At 66.0% G+C, this 19,645-nt stretch carries 18 protein-coding genes; 5 read left to right on the forward strand and 13 right to left on the reverse strand.

Annotated features, from left to right (window positions below):
• Together BRAS3809_RS32835 and BRAS3809_RS32840 are read left to right on the forward strand one after the other, a co-directional pair.
• A partial coding sequence (locus BRAS3809_RS32835; protein WP_052523523.1) for a thermonuclease family protein occupies positions 1-723 on the forward strand: 723 nt, incomplete at its 5' end.
• Between the two features lie 41 nt (positions 724-764).
• A complete protein-coding gene (locus tag BRAS3809_RS32840) occupies positions 765-2,231 on the forward strand; it encodes a M48 family metalloprotease (RefSeq protein ID WP_008966319.1) in 1,467 nt (488 codons plus the stop codon).
• 422 nt (positions 2,232-2,653) lie between these two features.
• Here the strand turns inward: BRAS3809_RS32840 and BRAS3809_RS32845 are convergent, their stop codons facing one another.
• From BRAS3809_RS32845 to BRAS3809_RS32865, 5 genes are all read right to left on the reverse strand, one after another.
• Positions 2,654-3,490: a CarD family transcriptional regulator gene (locus BRAS3809_RS32845; protein WP_008966320.1), complete on the reverse strand. Its 837-nt coding sequence runs from the start codon at positions 3,488-3,490 to the stop codon at positions 2,654-2,656.
• 502 nt (positions 3,491-3,992) lie between these two features.
• On the reverse strand, positions 3,993-4,331 hold the full coding sequence (gene fdxA, locus BRAS3809_RS32850) for a ferredoxin FdxA (protein WP_035660174.1): 339 nt from the start codon (positions 4,329-4,331) through the stop codon (positions 3,993-3,995).
• A gap of 113 nt (positions 4,332-4,444) precedes the next feature.
• Positions 4,445-4,753 (reverse strand): RNA-binding S4 domain-containing protein, encoded by a 309-nt coding sequence (locus tag BRAS3809_RS32855; RefSeq protein ID WP_083839217.1) that lies wholly within the window; start codon positions 4,751-4,753, stop codon positions 4,445-4,447.
• Positions 4,750-8,268, reverse strand: coding sequence for a helicase-related protein (locus BRAS3809_RS32860; RefSeq protein WP_035660182.1), 3,519 nt, complete (start codon positions 8,266-8,268; stop codon positions 4,750-4,752). The genes BRAS3809_RS32855 and BRAS3809_RS32860 overlap by 4 nt, the downstream gene beginning before the upstream one ends.
• Before the next feature lie 472 nt (positions 8,269-8,740).
• Positions 8,741-9,589 (reverse strand): DUF3108 domain-containing protein, encoded by an 849-nt coding sequence (locus tag BRAS3809_RS32865; RefSeq protein WP_008966325.1) that lies wholly within the window; start codon positions 9,587-9,589, stop codon positions 8,741-8,743.
• Between the two features lie 507 nt (positions 9,590-10,096).
• Here BRAS3809_RS32865 and rpmB point away from each other — a divergent pair.
• Both rpmB and BRAS3809_RS32875 read left to right on the forward strand, forming a co-directional pair.
• Positions 10,097-10,405: a 50S ribosomal protein L28 gene (gene rpmB / locus BRAS3809_RS32870; protein WP_008966326.1), complete on the forward strand. Its 309-nt coding sequence runs from the start codon at positions 10,097-10,099 to the stop codon at positions 10,403-10,405.
• A 328-nt stretch (positions 10,406-10,733) separates the two neighbouring features.
• Positions 10,734-11,996 carry a T6SS phospholipase effector Tle1-like catalytic domain-containing protein gene (locus BRAS3809_RS32875; RefSeq protein ID WP_008966327.1) on the forward strand — a complete coding sequence of 421 codons (1,263 nt, stop codon included), beginning with the start codon at positions 10,734-10,736 and terminating at the stop codon, positions 11,994-11,996.
• A 61-nt stretch (positions 11,997-12,057) separates the two neighbouring features.
• Here the strand turns inward: BRAS3809_RS32875 and BRAS3809_RS32880 are convergent, their stop codons facing one another.
• The 3 genes from BRAS3809_RS32880 to BRAS3809_RS32890 all read right to left on the reverse strand — a co-directional run bounded on the left by BRAS3809_RS32880 (position 12,058) and on the right by BRAS3809_RS32890 (position 12,983).
• Positions 12,058-12,306: a hypothetical protein gene (locus BRAS3809_RS32880; RefSeq protein WP_240535829.1), complete on the reverse strand. Its 249-nt coding sequence runs from the start codon at positions 12,304-12,306 to the stop codon at positions 12,058-12,060.
• 83 nt (positions 12,307-12,389) lie between these two features.
• Complete coding sequence (locus tag BRAS3809_RS32885) at positions 12,390-12,644, reverse strand: hypothetical protein (protein WP_008966329.1); 255 nt, start codon at positions 12,642-12,644, stop codon at positions 12,390-12,392.
• 132 nt (positions 12,645-12,776) lie between these two features.
• Positions 12,777-12,983, reverse strand: coding sequence for a cold-shock protein (locus BRAS3809_RS32890; RefSeq protein ID WP_008966330.1), 207 nt, complete (start codon positions 12,981-12,983; stop codon positions 12,777-12,779).
• Between the two features lie 442 nt (positions 12,984-13,425).
• Here BRAS3809_RS32890 and rpsU point away from each other — a divergent pair, with 442 nt between their 5' ends.
• Positions 13,426-13,746: a 30S ribosomal protein S21 gene (rpsU, locus tag BRAS3809_RS32895; protein ID WP_008966332.1), complete on the forward strand. Its 321-nt coding sequence runs from the start codon at positions 13,426-13,428 to the stop codon at positions 13,744-13,746.
• Between the two features lie 50 nt (positions 13,747-13,796).
• On the opposite strand, the gene BRAS3809_RS32900 is transcribed toward rpsU, so the two are convergent.
• The 5 genes from BRAS3809_RS32900 to BRAS3809_RS32920 all read right to left on the reverse strand — a co-directional run bounded on the left by BRAS3809_RS32900 (position 13,797) and on the right by BRAS3809_RS32920 (position 19,637).
• On the reverse strand, positions 13,797-13,979 hold the full coding sequence (locus tag BRAS3809_RS32900; protein WP_008966333.1) for a hypothetical protein: 183 nt from the start codon (positions 13,977-13,979) through the stop codon (positions 13,797-13,799).
• A 211-nt stretch (positions 13,980-14,190) separates the two neighbouring features.
• Complete coding sequence (locus tag BRAS3809_RS32905; RefSeq protein ID WP_008966334.1) at positions 14,191-15,801, reverse strand: ABC transporter ATP-binding protein; 1,611 nt, start codon at positions 15,799-15,801, stop codon at positions 14,191-14,193.
• Positions 15,802-15,955: 154 nt separating this feature from the next.
• Positions 15,956-16,795, reverse strand: a complete 840-nt coding sequence (locus BRAS3809_RS32910) for an ABC transporter permease (RefSeq protein WP_008966335.1) — start codon at positions 16,793-16,795, stop codon at positions 15,956-15,958.
• Positions 16,792-17,763 (reverse strand): ABC transporter permease, encoded by a 972-nt coding sequence (locus BRAS3809_RS32915; protein ID WP_008966336.1) that lies wholly within the window; start codon positions 17,761-17,763, stop codon positions 16,792-16,794. Before BRAS3809_RS32915 ends, BRAS3809_RS32910 begins: the two co-directional genes overlap by 4 nt.
• 326 nt (positions 17,764-18,089) lie before the next feature.
• The gene (locus BRAS3809_RS32920) at positions 18,090-19,637 is read right to left on the reverse strand and encodes an ABC transporter substrate-binding protein (RefSeq protein ID WP_035660186.1); all 1,548 of its coding nucleotides are present in this window, start codon (positions 19,635-19,637) and stop codon (positions 18,090-18,092) included.
• Between the last annotated feature and the right edge of the window lie 8 nt (positions 19,638-19,645).

Below are 19,645 nucleotides of genomic sequence, written 5' to 3' on the forward strand. Positions count from 1 at the left end.
CCGCCGGCCCAGGCCGCGCCCTGCGTGCTCGCCGAGCTCGGCGAGGGCCACGTCAGCGAGATCGTCGACGCGCGCAGCGTGCGCCTCGACGACGGTCGCGAGATCAGGCTTGCCGGGATCGAGGTGCCGCCGCCCGAGCAGCGCGCGGCGGCCACGGACGCGCTCGGCGCGCTGCTGCGCGACCGCGACGTCGTGCTGCGCGGCGACGATGACGCACCCGACCGCTACGGCCGGCAGCGCGCCTTCGCGTTCGTCGCCGGCGCCGAGCAATCCGCCCAGAGCGAGTTGCTGCGGCAGGGCGCCGTGCTCCGTGGCATCGACGTGCCGGACCGCGATTGCGCCCTCAGCCTGGCGGCCGCGGAGGCCGAGGCGCGGGCTGCGCGGCGAGGGCTCTGGAGTATTGGGGCCGTCATAAAAAACGCGGAAAGTCCAGACGATATTTTGGCTGGCGTAGGGCTATTTACGGTTGTCGAAGGGAAGGTGTTGTCCGTACGACAGACAGGGACAACAACCTATCTGAACTTCGCTCGTAACTGGACACGGGGCTTCGCTGTGATTATTCCAAAGCGTATGACGGCGGTATTGGAAGGTGCCGGTATCGACGTCAAATCACTTGCGAATCGCCAGGTTCGCGTGCGCGGTTGGATCGAGGCGCATGCGGGTCCGAGGCTGGAACTGACGCAGACCGCGCAGATCGAGATGTTGAGCGGTGATAACCGCTGAGGTACGTGAGTAGCGACGTGAAGCTGTCTGTTCGAAGGCGCATGACGGTGGTGAACTGCGGTTCGCGGATCGCACCAGCCTTGCTATGCCTGGGGCTGGCGCTCGCGGGTTGCAGCGACATGGGCAAGTTGCAGCAGGCGACGGCGCCGATGCCGACGCCGCGTCCCAAGCCGGCGATGGTGCAGACGACCCCGGCCAGCGACCGCGAGCACGAGCGCATCCTTGCAACCTATGGCGGAGCCTACGAGGATCCTCAGCTCGAGGCGTTGATCGGCCGGATCGTGGATCGGCTGGTGGCAGTGTCCGACCGTCCGGACCAGGGCTACAAGGTTACGATCCTGAATTCCGGTGCGGTCAACGCCTTCGCGCTGCCGACGGGCCAGCTCTACGTCACGCGCGGGCTGATCGCGCTCGCCAACGACACCTCCGAGCTGTCGTCGGTGCTGAGCCACGAGATGGCGCATGTGCTGGCCCGCCATGCCGCAATCCGCGAGGACCAGGCGCGGCAGGCGGCGGTGGTGACGCGCGTCGTGTCCGACATGGGCAATGATCCGGACCTCACCGCGCTGGCGCTGGCCAAGACCAAGCTGACCATGGCGAGCTTCTCGCGCACGCAAGAGTTCGAGGCCGACGGCATCGGCGTCGGCATCTCCGCCAAGGCGAAGTTCGATCCCTACGGCGCGGCGCGGTTCCTGACCTCGATGGAGCGCAATGCCGAGCTGAAGGCCGGCAAGGTTGCGATCGACCCGCGGGCGCAGGACTTCCTGTCGTCGCATCCGGCAACGCCGGAGCGCGTGCAGAACGCCGCGGCGATCGCCAAGCAGTACGTCTCGCCGGACGCCAAGGAGCACGATCGGGAGACCTATCTCGCGGCCGTCGACAACATTGTCTATGGCGAGGATCCGAGCGAGGGCTTCGTGCGCGGCCGCCGCTTCCTGCATCCGAAGCTCGGCTTCACCTTCCAGGCGCCGGAGAACTTCACCCTCGACAACACCGCGCAGGCGGTGATCGGCGTGCGCGAGGGCGGCGCCCAGGCGATGCGCTTCGACGTGGTGCGCGTGCCGGCCCAGCAGACGCTCGGCGACTATCTCAACTCCGGCTGGATGGAGAACGTCGACAGATCGTCGACCGAGGAGCTGACCATCAACGGCTTCCCGGCGGCCTCGACCAGCGCGAGCGGCGATCCCTGGCAGTTCAAGGTCTACGCGCTGCGTGTCGGCAGCGACGTCTACCGCTTCATCTTCGCCTCGCGGCAGAAGACCACCGAAAGCGAGCGCAACGCGCGGGAGACGGTCAACTCGTTCCGCCGCCTCAGCCTGGAGGAGATCCAGTCGGCCCGCCCGCTGCGCATCAAGGTCATCACCGTGCAGCCCGGCGACACCGTCGAGTCCCTCGCCCACCGCATGACCGGCGTCGACCGCCCGATCGAGCGCTTCCGCGTCCTCAACGGCCTCGACGCCCGCGCCCAGGTGAAGGTGCGCGACCGCGTGAAGATCGTGGTGGAATAGACCTCCTCGAGAGCGCGCGCGATCGCGCGCCGCATCCTGCCGCGAGAGACTTGGCACTGACCGTGTCTCAAAGACGGTGTCGTCCCGGCCTTGAGCCGGGACCCATAACCACCGCTTTCCATTGCTGAGCGTGCTGGAGCGGCCACCTCCCCCCAACCACGATGTCCTGTGGTTATGGGTCCCGGCGTTCGCCAGGACGACAATGGAGCGGATGGCACCAGCGCGCGCCACACCCACCGCGGATGGGCCCCAGCCGCCGCTGAGAGGTCAGAGCCGTCGTGGAGGCGAGCACGAGAGCTGCGAGCCCGGAGGCTGTACCGATCGCGCGGACGGCCAGCAGACAGACTGACAACAAACAAAAAAGCCCGACCTTGCGGCCGGGCTTTCGTAAGCAACTAATTGGAAAACGAGCGAACGGTCGATCAGGCCGCTTCATCCGCCACGGCGGTGTCGTCGCCGTCGATATCGTCGGCATCACCCTCGGCGTCGGCATCGCCCTCGGCGACCGCGTCGGCTTCAGTCTTGGCGCCGCGGCGCGGGCTCTTGGCGAGCTGCGTCTCAATCTCCTTGACGGCCTCGGTCTCGGTCGAGTGCTGCACCACCGCGATCTCGCGCGACAGGCGGTCGAGCGCGGCTTCATAGAGCTGGCGTTCGCTGTAGGACTGCTCCGGCTGCGACTCCGAACGATAGAGGTCGCGCACGACCTCGGCGATCGCGACGATATCGCCCGAATTGATCTTCGCTTCGTACTCCTGGGCACGGCGCGACCACATCGTGCGCTTGACGCGGGCGCGGCCCTTCAGGGTCTCCAGCGCCTTCTTGACCAGCGCCGGCTCGGACAGCTTGCGCATGCCGACATTGGCGACCTTGGCGGTCGGCACGCGCAGCGTCATCTTGTCCTTGATGAAGTTGATGACGAACAGCTCGAGCTTGGCGCCCGCGATCTCCTGCTCCTCGATGGCCAGGATCTGGCCGACGCCGTGAGCCGGATAGACGACGAATTCGTTGGTCTTGAAGCCCTGGCGCTGGGTCGGCAGCTTCTTCTCCTCGACGCGCGGCGCGGCCGCAGCGGCAGCCGCCGGCTTGGCGACGGGGGCAGGAGCGGCAGCAGCCGGCGCGGCCGTCTTGGCGGCCTTCGGCGCAGCAGCGGCCTTGGCAGTCACAGTCTTCGTCACAGAGTCCTTCGCAACCGAGTCCTTTGCAAGAGTGGTCTTCGCGGCGGATGCTTTCGCGGCAGTCTTGGCAGTCTTTTCAGGCATTGCGCTTCTTTTGTTCTTGGTGGACTTGGCAGCCGAGGCCTTTGCGGCAGCCCGAATCTCCTTTACAGGAGCCCGGGCACGGCCCTTGGAAACGCTGCGGCTGGCCGCGGCGGCTTTTTTTGTATTCTTGGAAGCACTCTTTTTACGCGTTTTCTGTGACACAGCCTGCGCGCGGAACTGCCACGCCCCTGTTTGATGTTGCGGGAACCTTAAAGGGCGGCCAAAAAAGTATACGCATGGCCGGGTTCGGCTCTGAGAATGTGCCATATATAGCACATTTCCCGCAAAAATCAATGATTTAGAGGCTCCAGGGGCGGTATTGTGACGGATCCGCGAAGTTAGGGTTAAGTGAAGCGTGCCAGAATCGAACACTTCTGCCGGGCACGCTCCTGCACCGCAAGAGGCACCCTAGGCCGTTGTTTCCGCATGGTATTCCCGATGAGCTGGGGTCCCGCCCCAAGCCCGCGCGGCGCTCCGAGAGCGCCGGTAGCCGCGTGATGGACTAGTCGCCGGCGCCAGGCTTGGACGAAAAATATTTCTCGAATTTTCCGTCTTCGCCGTCGTGCTCCTTGGCATCGGCCGGCGGGTCCTTCTTCTGGGTGATGTTCGGCCAGGACTTGGCGTATTCGGCGTTGACGCCGAGCCACTTCTCGAGCCCCGGCTCGGTGTCGGGCTTGATGGCGTCGGCCGGGCATTCGGGTTCGCACACGCCGCAATCGATGCATTCGTCCGGATGAATGACGAGCATGTTGTCGCCCTCGTAGAAGCAGTCTACCGGGCAGACCTCAACGCAATCGGTATATTTGCACTTGATGCAGTTTTCGGTGACGACGTAAGTCATCCAGCGCTCCGGAACGGATCAACAAATCGGCAGGCCTGCACTAGCGCAGGACGTGATGTGCCGCAAGTGAAGCGGGGCGAAGAACTGAACCTAAGTTGCGCGCGCGCAACCCGTCAGCTGCGCGCCGCACCGTCGAGATCATCATACAGTCCGAGCACCGAGGCGGCGTCGCCCCGCCGTTCGGCGAAACCCGTGACCTTCAACACACGCACGCTGCGATCGAGCGCGATGGTGAGCACATCGCCGGTCTTCACGCCGTGGCCGGGCGAGGTCTCGCGCACGCCGTTGACGCGGACATGGCCGGAAGCCACCAGCGCCGCGGCGCTGGTGCGGGCCTTCACCACGCGCGCATGCCACAGCCATTTGTCGAGGCGCTGGCGCTGTGACGGGGCGTCGGACGTGGGCGTTGTCCTTCTCGTCAGTCCTTGCGGTTGTTCGCGGCGAGCTGCTCCTTGAGCGCAGCCAGCTTGGCGAACGGTGAGTTGGGATCGACCGGCCGGTCGCGGTCACGACCACTACCACCGCCACCGCTCGACGCGTAGGGCCGCAGCGCCGGGCCGCTGTCGCGCTTGTCGCGGCCGCCCTTGCCGAAGTCGCGGCCGCCGCGCCCCTCGCGGTCGCCGCCGAACTTGCCGCCCTTGTTGCGATCCCCGTTCTGGTCGCGCCCCTGATCACGTCCCTGATCACGTCCCTTGGCATCGTGATCGCGGCGCGGACCACGGTCCTCGCGTGCCGGCGCGCCCTCGGCCGGCGGCGCCTCGCCGCCCTCGCGCGGTCCCTTGCGGAAATCCTTGCCGAATTCTTTCACCCGGTCGCGGCGGCCATGGCCGCGATGATGGCGCTCGCGCTGCTCGCCTTCGGCCGGCGCGGTGCCTGCCGCGGTCGCCGGTTCGCCGGCCGCGGCCTGGCCACGGTCGTGCTGCGGACGATGGTGGCGGTTGCGCTGATGGTGCTCGTGGCGCGGACGACGCTCCTCCGACCGTCCGCCGGGACGCCAGACCTCGACCAGGATCGGCTCGGCGACCGGCTCGGCGGCCGGAGCAGCGTCAGCCGCCGCGGCCGGCTCGGCTGCGGAGGCTTCGGCGGGCGCGCCCTCGGCCGGGGCGATCTCCTGTGCGGCCTCGGCCGGCGACGCATCCGCGGCCGGGGCTGCTTGCTCAGCCTCGGCGGCAACGGCTTCCGCAGCGGGCGCGACGACAGGCGTCTGTTCGGCCGCAGTCGGAGTGACGAAATCGACGGTCGGGAGTGACGACAGCGCCGAAGCCGGCGTGGCCTCGGCCGGCGCTTCGACCGGCGCGTCCATGATCTGCTCGGTGACCGGCGCAACCGCCGCCTCCGCCACGGTCGGCAGCGGCTCGTCCGCCGGGGCACCAGCGGTCTCGGCCGGTGCCGCGTCGGCCGCGGGAGCGTCAGGTGCAGCGGCCTCGGCCGGCTTCTGCGGCAGCGGCGGCCGCTTCTCCATGCGATAGCCGAGCGCGCGCAAGATCGAGGCGAAGTCCTCGCCGGCGGAGCCGGTGAGCGAGGTCATCGCCTGGGTCACCACGAAGCCGCGGCCATCGAAGGCGCCGGCGGGCTTCTCGCCCTGGGTGTTCTCGCGCCAGGCCAGCGCGGGACGGATCAGGTCGGCGAGGCGCTCCAGGATGTCGACGCGCACCGCGCGCTCGCCCGCCTGCTTGTAGCCGAGCACGCGATAGGCATCGCGCGGCAACGCCTTGTCGACCGGGAACGAGGTGCGGCCCGAGCTCGCCAGATGCTGCGCGCCAGTCAGCGCCGAGATGTCGACATTGCCCTGCTTCTCCGCCCACAGCAGCGCGGCGAGCGCGCGCGCGGCCGGCTTGAGCAGCGCCGGGACGTAAATGTGATAGGCGCCGAAACGCACGCCATATTTGCGCAAGATCGCGCGCGAGGGCTGGTCGAGATCCTTCATCTCGCCCGCGATCTTGTTGCGCTCGATGACGCCGAGCGCCTCGACAAGCTGGAAGGCGATGCCGCGAGCGATGCCGGTGATGTCCTCGGCCTTGGACAATTCGAACAGCGGCCCGAGCAGCTTCTCGATATGCGTCTTCAGCCACAGGTCGAGCCGCGCCTGCACCTTGTCGCGCGCAGCCCCGGTGAGGCGCTCGTCGGCAATGATGCGCAGGCGCGGATGCAGGGCGTCGTCAGCGGCGACCAGCTTGGCCACCGCATCACCGGTCCAGCGCAGGGTGCCGTCTGCGGTCAGCACGATGTGCTCGTCCGGCGCATTGGACAGTTTCTCGGCGCGCGCCTCGATCTCGCCGGCCAGCGCCTTCTGGGCAGCAGCCTGCAAGGCCTTGGCCTCGGAGCCGGCTTCGGCGGTGTCGGGCGCGAAGGTGAATCCATCCAGGCGGCCGATCGCGTGCCCTTCAACGATCACTTCGCCGGTCTTGCCGATTTCCGTATTCAAAACACTGTTCTCCCGCAGGCGCCGCATCAATACACTGGTACGACGATCAACGAAACGCTCCGTGAGCCGTTCATGAAGGGCGTCTGACAATTTATTTTCGAGGTCGCGGGTAATCCCCTGCCAATATTCCGGATCACGCAGCCAATCCGGCCGGTTGGCCACGAAGGTCCAGGTGCGAATTTGCGCAATCCGGCCCGACAGCGTGTCGATGTCGCCATCGACGCGATCGGCCTGGTCGACCTGGGCCGCGTACCAGGCGTCCGGAATCCGCCCCTTCTGCATCAGGAAGCCGAACACGGTCGTGACGAGCTCGGCATGGGCGGCGGGTGACAGCCGGCGATAATCGGGAATCTGGCAGGTTTCCCAGAGACGCTCGACGGCAGCGGCGCCATGCGCCATGTCGCGCACCTCGGCGTCGCGCGCGGCATGGTCGAGCACTCGCAGATCCTCGGCAATCGGCGCCCGCGTCAGCACCTCGTGCCCCGGCGCCAGCGCCAGCGAGACCTGCAGCGCGCTCAGGGAGGCGAAATCCAGCTTCGAATTGCGCCATTGCAGCATCTTCACGCTGTCGAAGGTGTGGTTCTGCAGCGCGTTGACCAGCTCGGGCTCGAACGGCGCACAACGCCCGGTGGTGCCGAAGGTCCCGTTGCGCGTCGCGCGCCCGGCACGGCCTGCGATCTGGGCAAACTCCGACGGCGTCAGGCGGCGGAACTGATAGCCGTCATATTTGCGGTCGGAGGCAAAGGCGACGTGATCGACGTCGAGATTGAGGCCCATGCCGATCGCGTCGGTGGCGACGAGATAGTCGACGTCGCCGTTCTGGAACATCGCCACCTGCGCGTTGCGCGTGCGCGGCGACAACGAGCCCAGCACGACCGCCGCGCCGCCATGCTGGCGGCGGATCAGCTCCGCGATCGCATAGACCTCGTCGGCCGAGAAGGCGACGATCGCGGTCCGCCGCGGCTGCCGCGTGATCTTGCGATCGCCGGCGAATTCGAGCTGCGACAATCTCGGCCGCGTCACCATCGAGGCACCCGGCAGCAGCCGCTCGATGATCGGGCGCATCGTCGCAGCCCCGAGCAGCAGCGTCTCGTCGCGGCCGCGCCGGTTGAGAATGCGATCGGTGAAGACGTGGCCGCGCTCGAGATCGGAGGCGATCTGGATCTCGTCGACGGCAAGGAACGACACGTCGAGGTCGCGCGGCATCGCCTCGACCGTCGACACCCAATAGCGCGGATTTCTCGGCTTGATCTTCTCCTCGCCGGTGATCAGCGCGACCGCCTCGCTGCCGACGCGATCGGCGATCTTGTTGTAGACCTCGCGCGCGAGCAGCCGCAGCGGCAGGCCGATGATGCCCGACGAATGCGCCAGCATGCGCTCGATGGCGAGATGGGTCTTGCCGGTGTTGGTGGGACCGAGCACGGCGGTGACGCCGCTTCCAGGAGCACGGTCGGATGCACGGTCGGATGCGCGCTCGAAAGGCGAGGCAGCCGAAGAGGACGAAAAAGCCATTCGTTAAATTTGGGTCTCGAAGCCGGCGTTGCAGGCGCGCGGGTCAGGCGCGATGGATGCTGGATTTGCTGTCGTTTTTATGAGGCTGCGCTCCCCACCCCTGTCTCATCGTGTGACGCATATAGGCACGCAGCTTAAGCTTCGGAACGCCTTGAGAACGAATCACGAAGGAATCGGTGACTCCATCGTGCTTCCGGCTTCGTTCTCCGCAACATCTCGCGCTCTGCGATCTGATCAGCACTAGATCAAGTTTTCACGAGCGGGACAAGCAACGCTTTCGCGATGGAACTGCCCCTGCTCCGCGGGGGCGCCGAGTCGAATCAGAATCAGGCGAGAGTCAAACGGATTCGTCATCCGGCGTAGAGCGTCGATCTTGCACGCTGTTCAAGGCGGATCTGCCGCAACGATCCGGCCGCTCGAGCCCTGTCAGGGCCGGGAGACGCGCGCTTGGCGGCGAGAGCGCCGCTCGGCGCTACTGTGTCTTGGCGACGTGCGGCGTCGCCTGGGTGATGAAGGAGGTCGCCTCGAGCATCGCCGTGCCGAACGAGGTCGGAATGACCACCCGGAACGGCACCAGCACCCGGGTGCCGGCGAGCGGCACGAAGAACACTTCCATGTTGCGGGCCTGGGCAAGGTACTTGATGACCGGCCGATCGGGAATGTAGCCCGCCACGGGCGTGAAGTAGATCGCGCAGACCAGCGCCGGGCCGCGATAGCCCTTGTCGGCCTTCACATTCTCCATGCGCTTGTAGTCGAGCTTGAGCTCGTAGCGCATCCGGCCATCGAAGATCGGTGCCGCGCCACGGCAGGAGTCCGGCGACAGCAGTTCGCCATTGCCGGGCACGCGCACCAGCGAGGCGGTCATCGGATCGAGCACGCCGCGCTTGTGCGCGTCCGTCACCGGGATGCGGTCGGGATCGACCGGCGGGGCCGGCTCGATGGCGAAATCCTTCACCGTGCCGTTCTGCAGGTTGATGTGGATCTGCTCGGATTTCTTTCCCGTCGTGGTCGACGCCTGGTAGCTCTGCGCGACCAGGGCGCCGTTGACGACGCGTCCCGTCACCGAGCCATTGCCCGAGCCTTGCGAGAAGCTCTTGAGCAGGCCGGCAGTGCCGCCCTGCGCGGAGGCGCCGTACTGATCGTCGCCGATCTCGATGGCCCAGGTGCCCCTGCCGACGGGAATGCCGGCCAGCGACGCCTCGTACTGCGCATCGAGCCGGGCCTGTGCCTGGGCATGGTGGGTCGACAGCAGCAGCCCGAGAGCGAAACCGGCCGTGAACAGGCGGCGCGCGACGATGGGAAGAGCCGAGATGATGGTCACGTGAGGGTTGATCCTGCCGATCCGCCTGCCTGAGCGCCGGACCGATCCGGCACGCCGTCTTCGTTACTTAAGCCAAAAACGCCCCTGAACAACGCGAACCGTCCGACATTGGCGGCTTGTCCAGCGCTTTGCGCGCGAACCGCCCGGGAAACGATCGAAGATGCGACCCGCCGGAGCACGGCGCCCGGGATTGTCCGCAGAGACCATCCATCCCGCCGGAATGCGCCGTTTATATGGTCTAAGCTACGGGCTACACCCTTGATCATACGCCGGTTTTTTCGCTGGTGGACGGTCGCGGCGGGTGCTTCCCGGGCGATTGCGGTCCGCGGCCACCGGTTTTGCCGGCCAGCAGACCTGTATTTGCCGCAGCCTTCAAAACCTTGACGAAAAGCCGCGCCCCCCCTATACGACCGCATCTCCCAGAGACGAGCTGGACGAGTTTTGGACCCCCGCGGCCCGCCGACACGAGCGGACTGAGGGTGCGGGGATGAGAGAGGATTTATTGCCATGTCGCGGCGCTGTGAACTGACGGCCAAGGGCCCCCAGGTTGGCCACAAGGTCAGCCACTCGAACATCAAGACCAAGCGGCGCTTCCTGCCGAACCTGTGCAACGTGACCTTCATCTCGGATGCACTCGGCCGCAACGTGCGTCTGCGCGTCTCGACCAACGCGATCAAGAGCGTCGACCACAATGGTGGCCTCGACGCCTATCTGCTCAAGGCCAACGCCGCGGCGCTGTCGCCGCGCGCTCTCGAGCTGAAGCGTCAGATCGAGAAGAAGGCCGCCGAGGCGGCCCCGGTCGCCAAGGCGAGCTGAGCACGAGTTTCATCACCGGACCGGACCGGCGCAACGGGCAGGGTCGATGTGACAGAGACAACGGTCGGATCGCAAGATCCGGCCGTTTTCGTTTGTGGAGACGCCGCCGCGGCGCGGCAGATGGCGCGCGGCAACGGCGCGGTGCGATCAGTGCCCCCGCGTTCGCGAGCGTCGAGGCATACGGGTTCGAGACACGGCGGCTGCGACGCGTGTCGCGGCGAAACCCCGGCGGGCAACCCGGACGAAGTGACATAGCGACCAACCTCCCCAACGCTCGTCAGTTCCTCTACACTCGCTGCGGTAGCATTATCGCGGACATTCCTTTGCCATGAAAAATATTGTCATCTGCTGTGACGGCACCGGCAACGAGATCAGCGAGAACATCTCCAACGTCCTCAAGCTCTATCGCTGCCTGCGCAAGACCGACAAGACGACGCCGCACCAGGCGGTGTTCTACGATCCCGGCGTCGGCACCCTGACCCAGCCGGACAGCTGGCATCGCTTCAAGACCAATTTCAACATGGTGCTCGGCCTCGCGACCGGCTACGGCCTCGATGACAACGTCATCAAAGCGTACTGCTTCCTGGCCACGCATTACGAGGACGGCGACAGGATCTTCCTGTTCGGCTTCTCGCGCGGCGCCTACACCGTGCGCGTCCTCGCCGGCCTGGTTCACAAGATCGGGCTGATCTCGCCGGACCAGATCAATCTCGCCGGCTCGGGCGTGATCGCCTACAAGAAGTACTCGTCCGACAACCCCAAGGCGGGGCGCGGCATCACGGCCGAGCTCGAGAGCAGCGACGAGGACGGTCCGATTCCGGAGAGCCGCAACGATCAGGCGGCGCAGTTCGCGCGCATCACCTCGACGCGCTGGCCGACCATTCACTTCGTGGGCGTGTGGGATACCGTGGCCAGCGTCATCGTGCCGCGCACCGATCGGCTGTTCGCGCTGCCGAGCCTGGAGGAGCTGGCGTTCACGATCAGCAATCCGAGCGTGAAGATCTTCCGTCAGGCCGCGGCCATGGACGAGCGGCGCTGCATGTTCCGGCTGAAGCCGTGGGAGATGCCGCAGACATTCACGCCGAACCGCTTCAACAAGGCCAAGGCCGGACCGCAGGACGCCAAGCAGGTGTGGTTCGCGGGCGTGCATTGCGACGTCGGCGGCGGCTATCCCGAGGCGCAGTCGGCGGCCTCGAAATATCCGCTGCTCTGGATGATCGACGAGGCGGTCGAGGCCGGCCTCGCCGTCAATCCGCGCACGGTCACCCAGCTGGCCTGGGGCGTTCAGCGCAAGAACAGCCCGTTCTCCTATGTGGCGCCGAGCATCCGGAGCCCGCTGCACAACTCGATGACCGCGGCGTGGCGGCTGCTCGAATATCTGCCGAAGAGTGCGAAGTACAAGGAATGGCCGGAACGCACGGTGCATTTCGGCTTCTACATTCCGAACTGCGAGCCGCGCTTCATTCCGGACGGCGCCTTCATCCATGAAAGCGTGCTGATGCGCATCGCCGAGTCGACGGACTACCGGCCGATCAATCTGCCGGCGACCTATGAGCGGGTGCCGCTGCCGGTCAAGCAGAAGACCGATTAGCAGCCTCCAAGCGCCTGGCCCGTCGGCGGCGGCATTCCAATGCGCAGGCCGACGGGGGTCGTCAGATCATCGTCAGATGGATCACGCCGTCTTTGACCTCGCCGCGGGCGAACAGCTCGCGGGCGCGTTGCTCGAAGATGGTACGGTTCCGCTGCAGATAGGCCAGCGCCTGATTGCGCGTGCAGAAGCTGGTCTCGAGCTGACAGACCTGCCGCGTCGAGCCGATCGCCAGCGCGAACGCGATCATCTGTCCTCCGCGGCCGGACTCTTCCCTTGCAATGCGAACGTCGGTTGCGACGGATTTGGCCACGTCAGCCTCCTGGGCAGGAAGGTGGAACCTGTACGCGGAACGCGGGTGTCGAAAGCAACGACGAACGTCTCTTGCGGTTCAAACTAGCGAGCAGCCTTCTTGCGTCGCTTCGCGGCTGGCGCCAACGCGGCATCGCCTCCGGCCCTCCCGGCGGCCTCGGCGTCCTCCGCCTCCTTGGCGAGCCTGAGCGCACGCAGCCGCTCCATGTTCTTGCGAATGGCGATCGCACGCTGATCGGACTCGGCCAGGGCCTTGGCACCCTCCTCGGCGGCGAGTTGCCTGCGCTGGGTGCGTGCGATGCTTTCAGCCGAAGGCTGCGTGGCTCGCTTCGTTGCCATCGACCGATTCCTTCTCAAGAGCCGCAAAGCGTTGCGCAAACGCGAGCAGCCCGCTCAATCGTGAGACCGAGCGGGCAGTCCAGCCATTTCAGTACATCCGTGAAATGGCCCGAGATCGACAGATCGAGGCGATCAGATCAGCGAGAGATTTTCCGCGCTGGTCTTACCGCGCATCTTGTCGGTCTTGACGTCGTAGTTGAGCTTCTGACCTTCGGCCAGGCCGGCGAGACCAGCACGCTCAACGGCGCTGATGTGAACGAACACGTCGTTCCCGCCGTCCTGCGGCTGAATGAAACCAAAGCCCTTCTGGCCGTTGAACCACTTCACGGTACCCTGCATGTCTATCTCCAAGCATATTCATCGCGCGAACACCGCACGATCTCATCATTCAACTGAGCGATGACTTTGGAAATAGCCCGCGGGCACATTCAGAAAGGCACAGCGGCTAATCGAACAGTCCCAAGGTAGTCCCTTTCCTGGGGATTACAAGGGCACGCGGCAAATATAGTTTGCAGATGCTGGCGACGCGCGCCGACGCGCTGGCGCTGGTGGCCTTTCGCGCCTATCTTCAGAGAACCATCGGTAACGGCCCGGCCATCGATGGCTGAGAGACACCGCGTGCTCCCGCCTTCCCGACGAAGCGGATCACCATGTCTCGGTCCAACCGGCTCAGCTCATCATTCTGAAGCAGACAACTGATCGTGACGCCAGCACGCGGCGCCGCGCCGATCGATTTCACGTTGCAGACACTCATCGCAAGATGAAGACAAGGAGGACGCTTTTGCAGGTACTTGTTCGTGACAATGATGTCGACAAGGCGTTGCGCATCCTGAAACGCAAGATGCAGCGCGAGGGCGTGTTCCGCGAGATGAAGCGCCGCCGATCCTATGAGAAGCCGTCGGAGCGCAAGACGCGCGAGAAATCCGATGCCATCAGACGCCAGCGCAAGGTGGCGCGCAAGCAGGCCATCCGCGAAGGGCTGCTGCCGGCGCCGGTGAAGAAGGTGGCTGCGGCGCGCCCCGGGGCGCTGCCAACGACGGCTGCAGGGCGGACCGAGCGCGAGCGGCCGCAGGGCCAGGTCACCTCAGGGCCGCGCAACTGACGCCGGACGTCTGCGATATCGGCTGATACCGACGCGAACGAAGCCGGCCTTCAGGCCGGCTTTTGTTTGCCGTCGCGCACCGCCGCTTCGCGCGCGAGACGCTCCGCCTTCAGCCGCTCCCGGTTCTGGTGGAACGCGCTCTGCGTCTTGTCATAATCACTCGTGGGGACCTTGATCGGCTTGAACAGCTTGTGAGCTTCAAGCATCGCGGCCGTCGGCCTGCGCTCTGACATGATGAGCTTCCTTGGGATGTGAGCGCCGGCACGATCCTCGCGAGATGGGGCACGGCACGATCACGATTCGATGACAGCCCCGTTGCCGGCTCTCTCCTGAGCGGGGGCCGTCCCGATCTGCGTTGGGCAGATGGGCCCGGCCGCATCGTTGGGGCGATCGTTGCTATAACCCGACGACGCCGAATATGTTGCAACTCATTCACACCGACGATCAGGCAATATGAGACTTGCGGCCCGGCACGGCCGCGAGCAGCTCGCGGGTATAAGCATGCTCGGGATGGGCGAACAGCGCCGCTGTCGGCTTCAGCTCGACGATCTCGCCTCTCTGCATCACCGCGATCCGATCGCAGATCTGCGCCGCGACGCGCAGATCGTGGGTGATGAACAGCATGGACAGGCCGAGCCGCGTCTTCAGATCCTCCAGCAGCCGCAGCACCTGCGCCTGCACGGAGACGTCGAGCGCCGACACCGCCTCGTCGGCGACGATGATCTCGGGATCGAGCGCGAGCGCGCGCGCGATGCCGATGCGCTGGCGCTGGCCGCCGGAGAATTCATGCGGGTAGCGGCTCACGGCACCGGCATCGAGCCCGACCAGCCGCAATAGTTCCTGCGCGCGCGTCAGTGCCGCGTCCAGCGGCGTGCCGCGCGCGACCATGCCGTCGGCGATGATGCGGCCGACCTTGCGGCGCGGGTTCAGCGACGCGAAGGGATCCTGGAAGATCATCTGGATGCGATGACGCTGCGCGCGCAAGGCGCGCCCCTGCAGGTTCGTGAGATCGGCGTCGCCGATGCGCACCGTGCCGCGATCGGCTTCGATCAGCCGCATGACGAGCCGCGCGACGGACGACTTGCCCGACCCGGACTCGCCGACGAGGCCGAGCGTCTCACCCTGATGGATGACGAAATTCACCGCATGCGCGGCGCGCGTCTCCCGCTTCGGCCGGAACCAGCCGGTGGGCGTCACATAGGTCTTGTCCAGGCCGATCACTTCGATCGCCTTCGGCTGATCCTCGCGCGTCGTGCGCGGCGGCGGATCGAACGAGGGAACGGCGGCGAGCAGCGCCTTGGTGTAGTCGTGCTGCGGCTGGCCGAGCACGGCCTGGGCGGTCCCCTCCTCCACGACCTTGCCATGGCGCAGCACCACGACCTGGTCGGCGATGTCGGCGACGACGCCGAAATCATGGGTGATGAACATCACCGCCATGTTATGGCTCGCCTGCAGATTGCGGATCAGCTTCAGGATCTGCGCTTGCGTCGTGACGTCGAGCGCGGTGGTCGGCTCGTCCGCGACCAGCACGGCCGGCTCCAGCGCCAGCGCCATCGCGATCATCGCGCGCTGGCGCTGGCCGCCGGACAATTGATGCGGATAGGCGCGGATGATGCGCTCGGGGTCGGGCAGCCCGACCTCGTGCACCAGCGCCAGCGCCTTGGCCCGGCGCTCCCGCGGCGACAGCAGATCGTGCGCCTCGAACACCTCCATGAGCTGATCGCCGATCCGCATCAAGGGATTGAGCGCGGTCATCGGTTCCTGGAACACCATGGCGATGCGGCGGCCGCGCAGATCACGCCAGCCGCCTTCGTCCACGTCGAGGAGATCGCGTCCTTCGAACTGGATCTCGCCGCCTTCGACGGTCACCGTGTCCGGCAGCAGCCCGAGCAGCGCATGCGCGCACATCGACTTGCCCGAGCCGGACTCGCCGACGACGCAGACGATCTTGCCCGCGGTGAGATCGAACGACACGCCGTCGACGGCGTGCGCGCGCTCCGCGCCCTTGGGCAAGGCGATGCGGAGGTTGCGGATGGCGACGACGGGATCAGACATCGCTCATCACCGTAGGGTGGGCAAAGGCGCGCCCACGCTGCACTTTGTCTGCTCCGCTCCCTCCCGCGCCGTGCCCACCATCGGCAGACGAGACTGGAAATCGGCGGGCACGCTTCGCTTTGCCTACCCTACGGCAGTTGTGATCAGCCATCACTCACCTGCCTTCCCGCGACAGGCGCGGGTTCAACGCATCGTTCAGGCCCTCGCCGATCAAATTGAGGGCGAGCACCGACAGCAGGATGGCGACGCCGGGAAACACCGTGATCCACCAGGCCTGGCGGATGACGGTGCGGCCGGCACCCACCATGTAGCCCCACGAGATCAGATTGGGATCGCCGAGACCGAGAAAAGACAGCGAGGATTCCAGCAGGATCGCGGTCGCGACCATCAGCGAGGCCAGCACGATCACCGGCGACAGCGCATTGGGCAGGATCTCGCGCCAGATGATCCAGGCATTGCTCTGGCCGGTCACGATCGCCGCCTGAACATAGTCGCGCGTCCGCAGCGACAGCACCTCGCCGTGCACCAGGCGCGCCACCGGCGGCCAGCTGACGATGCCGATGGCGGCGACGATCGAATAGATCGACGGCTGCAGGATCGCGACCAGCACGATGGCGAGCGCAAAGCTCGGAATGGTCTGGAAGAACTCGGTGAAGCGCATCAAGGCGTCGTCGACGCGTCCGCCAAAATAGCCGGCGACGGCGCCGAGCGGCACGCCGACCACCAGGGCCACCAGCGTCGACACCAGGCCGACCAGCAGCGAGACGCGCGCGCCGAAGATCAGGCCGGCCAGCACGTCACGTCCGAGCGCATCGGTGCCGAGCGGCACCTTCGCCAGCGTGAACGGGGCAACGAACGGACGCTGCACCATGCGCCAGGGCGAGTTGGAGACGTAGAACGGCCCGGCCACCGCGATCACGATGACAAGGACAAGAATCACCAGCCCGATCATTCCGCTCGGGCTGCGCAGCATGGTGCGCCAGAACTGCCTCATGAGGCGTACTCGATGCGCGGATCGACCAGGCGATAGACGAGGTCGGTGACGAGGTTGAAGATCAGCACCATGGCCGAGGAGACCACGAACACGCCGAGCAGCAGATTGTAGTCGCGCTGGATCAGCGCGTCGTACATCAGCCGGCCGATGCCCGGCCAGGCGAACACGGTCTCCGTCAGCACGGCGCCGCCGACCAGCGTGCCGGCATGAACGCCGGCGAGCGTCACCACCGGCAGCAGCGCATTCCGCAGCACGTGGCGGCGCAGGATCACGCCGTCGCGCAGACCCTTGGCCCGCGCGGTCTTGACGAAATCGAGGCGCTTCACTTCGAGCATCGAGGCGCGGGTCATGCGGGTATAGGTGGCCATGAAGAACAGGCCGAGCGTGGCCGCCGGCATCAGCAGATGCGCGCCGACATCGAGCGCATGGCGCAGGCCGGTGTAGCCGGCGCCGACGGTCTCATAGCCGAAGCTCGGCAGCCAATCGACCCAGACCGAGAACAGGAGGATCGCGATCAGCGCGATCCAGAACAAGGGCGTCGCGTAGAAGATCAGGGCAAGCACGGTGATCGCCGTGTCGAGCAAGGTGCCGGCGAAGCGCGCCGCCAGCGCGCCGAAGAGGATGCCGAGCACGAGCGAGATCGCGAAGGCCGAGAGCGTCAGCAGCAGCGTCGCCGGCAGCCGCTCGACGATCAGCCCGGCCACGGGCGCCTGCTGGCGGAACGAGAAGCCGAGATCGAGCGTGGCAATGCCTTTGACGTAGATGAGCAGTTGCTCCGGCAGCGGACGGTCGAGACCGAATTTCTCCCGCAGCTGCGCGACAAACATCTGGTCGGACGCGCCGGCCTCCCCCGCCATGACCACGGCCGGGTCGCCCGGCGCCAGCCGGATCAGGAAGAAGTTCAGCACGATGATGGCGAGAAGGACGATGACGCCCTTCACGACGCGCTGGGCGATGAAGGAGAGCATGGAGGGCTCGTGGTGGTCAGCTCGAGATGCAGGTGGAGCACCCGGGGCGCAGCGCACACCGCTGCGCCCCAGGACTATTGTTTGTCATCGGAGTTTTGCGCGCGTCTGCCTCAACGTCGTCATGGCCGGGCGTGTCCCGGCCATCCACGTCGTTCGGGACGCTGAGAACCACGTCGATTTCCGGGCCTTCGCCGCGCCGAAGCGGCTTCGGCCGCGCAGGCGGGACAAGCCCGGGCATGACGGAGTAACGAACTGGCCGGATGGCATGCCGCGACAGCCCAATACTTCAATATCCCGGCGTCCCGGATGCGCTCCGAATCCTGCCATCATTTATCGAGCCAGGCGTCGCGAAAGCCGTCGTTGACGCCGACACCCGTGGTGATCAGGTTCTTCACCTTGCACCTCGTGATGGTCGGGAACTGCAGCTCCAGCAGCCAGGCCACCGGCACGTCCTCGACCAGGATCTTCTGCACCTTGTCGTAGGCCTCCTTGCGCTTGGCATCGGTCGGTGCCGTCGCGCCTTCGGCGAACAGCTTGTCGACCTCCGGATTCGAATAGCCCTCGACATTGTTGAACAGCTGCCCCTTGGCGATCGCCGAGGTGATGTAGTTGCGGGAGACGCCGAGCGCGGGATCGCCGTACTGATAGAGATAGGTGAAGGCGATGTCGTAGTCCCACTCCATGATCTTCTGGTTGCCGCCGGGCACGTCGGTCGCGATCGTCTCGATCGTCATGCCGACATCCTGGAGGTTCTGCTTCACCGCCTCGCCCCAGCGCTGCCAGGTTTCGCCATAGGCGAGCGGCAGCATGCGGATCTTCTCGCCCTTGTAGCCGGCCTCCTTCAGCAGCGCCTTGGCCTTGGCGGGATCGTAAGCGTATTTCGGCACGTCGTCGGTGTAGAACTTGATCGTCGAGGCCGAGGGGCCGGTCGCGACCTTGCCGAGCCCGTTCCAGATCACGTCCTTGGCGAAGTCGCGATCGATGGCATACATGATCGCCTGCCGCACCTTCTTGTTGGCCAGGATCGGATTGCGCAGGTTCAACCACATCCAGGACAACGGCGAGAAGAACTCCCAGCCGGCGCCGGTGACGCAGGCGCCCGGCAGCTTGGAGACGCGCGGCACGTCGAAATTCTCGATCGAGCCGCCCGGCAGCACGTCGACCTTGCCGGTCTCGAACGCCACGGCGCGCGCCGCCGCGTCCGGGATGATCTGCCAGTAGACCTCGTCGAGATAGGGCTTGCCCTTCTCGTGATAGTTCGGATTTTTCACCATGCGGATGAACGAGCCCTTCTGCCACTCCTTGAACATGAAGGGGCCGGTGCCGATGGGCGCGTTATTGTTCGGATTGGTCTTGTAGTCGGTGCCCTCGTAGAGATGCTTCGGCACCATCGGCAGCGAGCCGACCTCGAAGATGCCGATGAAAGGACCGAACGGCTCCTTCAGCGTGAACACCACGGTGAGATCGTCCGGCGCCTCGACCTTCTCGACCATCACGAGGTTGTTGCGGGCGCGCGCATGCGTCTGCTTCAGCATCTCGATCGAGAACAGCACGTCGGCGGAGGTGAACGGCTTGCCGTCATGCCAGGTCACGCCGGGCTTGAGCTTGAACGTATAGACCTTCGCATCCGGGCTGATCGTCCAGCTCTCGGCGAGGCCGGGCAGCGGCTCGAGCTTCGGGCTGTAGCGCAGCAGGCCTTCGAAGATGTTGCCGGACACCATCTGGGTCGGGCCGTTCTGCACCATCGCCAGCATCAGGCCCGGCGGCTCGGGCTGGATGACCGCATTGACGACGCCGCCGACCTTCGGCTCCTCCGCATGGGCCGCGGACAATCCGCAGCCGATGACAGCACCCAGCAACACCCGCTTCCACATGATCAGCT

This window comes from Bradyrhizobium sp. STM 3809 (genome assembly GCF_000239795.1).
In the GTDB taxonomy this organism is placed as follows: Bacteria; Pseudomonadota; Alphaproteobacteria; order Rhizobiales; family Xanthobacteraceae; genus Bradyrhizobium.

Excerpts from the sequence above, each read along its gene's own strand:
- BRAS3809_RS32840 (WP_008966319.1), top strand. The coding sequence starts at position 765 with ATGACGGTGGTGAACTGCGGTTCGCGGATCGCACCAGCCTTGCTATGC.
- BRAS3809_RS32845 (WP_008966320.1), bottom strand. The coding sequence starts at position 3,490 with ATGCCTGAAAAGACTGCCAAGACTGCCGCGAAAGCATCCGCCGCGAAG.
- fdxA (WP_035660174.1), bottom strand. The coding sequence starts at position 4,331 with ATGACTTACGTCGTCACCGAAAACTGCATCAAGTGCAAATATACCGAT.
- BRAS3809_RS32860 (WP_035660182.1), bottom strand. The coding sequence starts at position 8,268 with ATGGCTTTTTCGTCCTCTTCGGCTGCCTCGCCTTTCGAGCGCGCATCC.
- rpmB (WP_008966326.1), top strand. The coding sequence starts at position 10,097 with ATGTCGCGGCGCTGTGAACTGACGGCCAAGGGCCCCCAGGTTGGCCAC.
- BRAS3809_RS32875 (WP_008966327.1), top strand. The coding sequence starts at position 10,734 with ATGAAAAATATTGTCATCTGCTGTGACGGCACCGGCAACGAGATCAGC.
- BRAS3809_RS32885 (WP_008966329.1), bottom strand. The coding sequence starts at position 12,644 with ATGGCAACGAAGCGAGCCACGCAGCCTTCGGCTGAAAGCATCGCACGC.
- BRAS3809_RS32890 (WP_008966330.1), bottom strand. The coding sequence starts at position 12,983 with ATGCAGGGTACCGTGAAGTGGTTCAACGGCCAGAAGGGCTTTGGTTTC.
- BRAS3809_RS32900 (WP_008966333.1), bottom strand. The coding sequence starts at position 13,979 with ATGTCAGAGCGCAGGCCGACGGCCGCGATGCTTGAAGCTCACAAGCTG.
- BRAS3809_RS32905 (WP_008966334.1), bottom strand. The coding sequence starts at position 15,801 with ATGTCTGATCCCGTCGTCGCCATCCGCAACCTCCGCATCGCCTTGCCC.
- BRAS3809_RS32910 (WP_008966335.1), bottom strand. The coding sequence starts at position 16,795 with ATGAGGCAGTTCTGGCGCACCATGCTGCGCAGCCCGAGCGGAATGATC.
- BRAS3809_RS32915 (WP_008966336.1), bottom strand. The coding sequence starts at position 17,763 with ATGCTCTCCTTCATCGCCCAGCGCGTCGTGAAGGGCGTCATCGTCCTT.
- BRAS3809_RS32920 (WP_035660186.1), bottom strand. The coding sequence starts at position 19,637 with ATGTGGAAGCGGGTGTTGCTGGGTGCTGTCATCGGCTGCGGATTGTCC.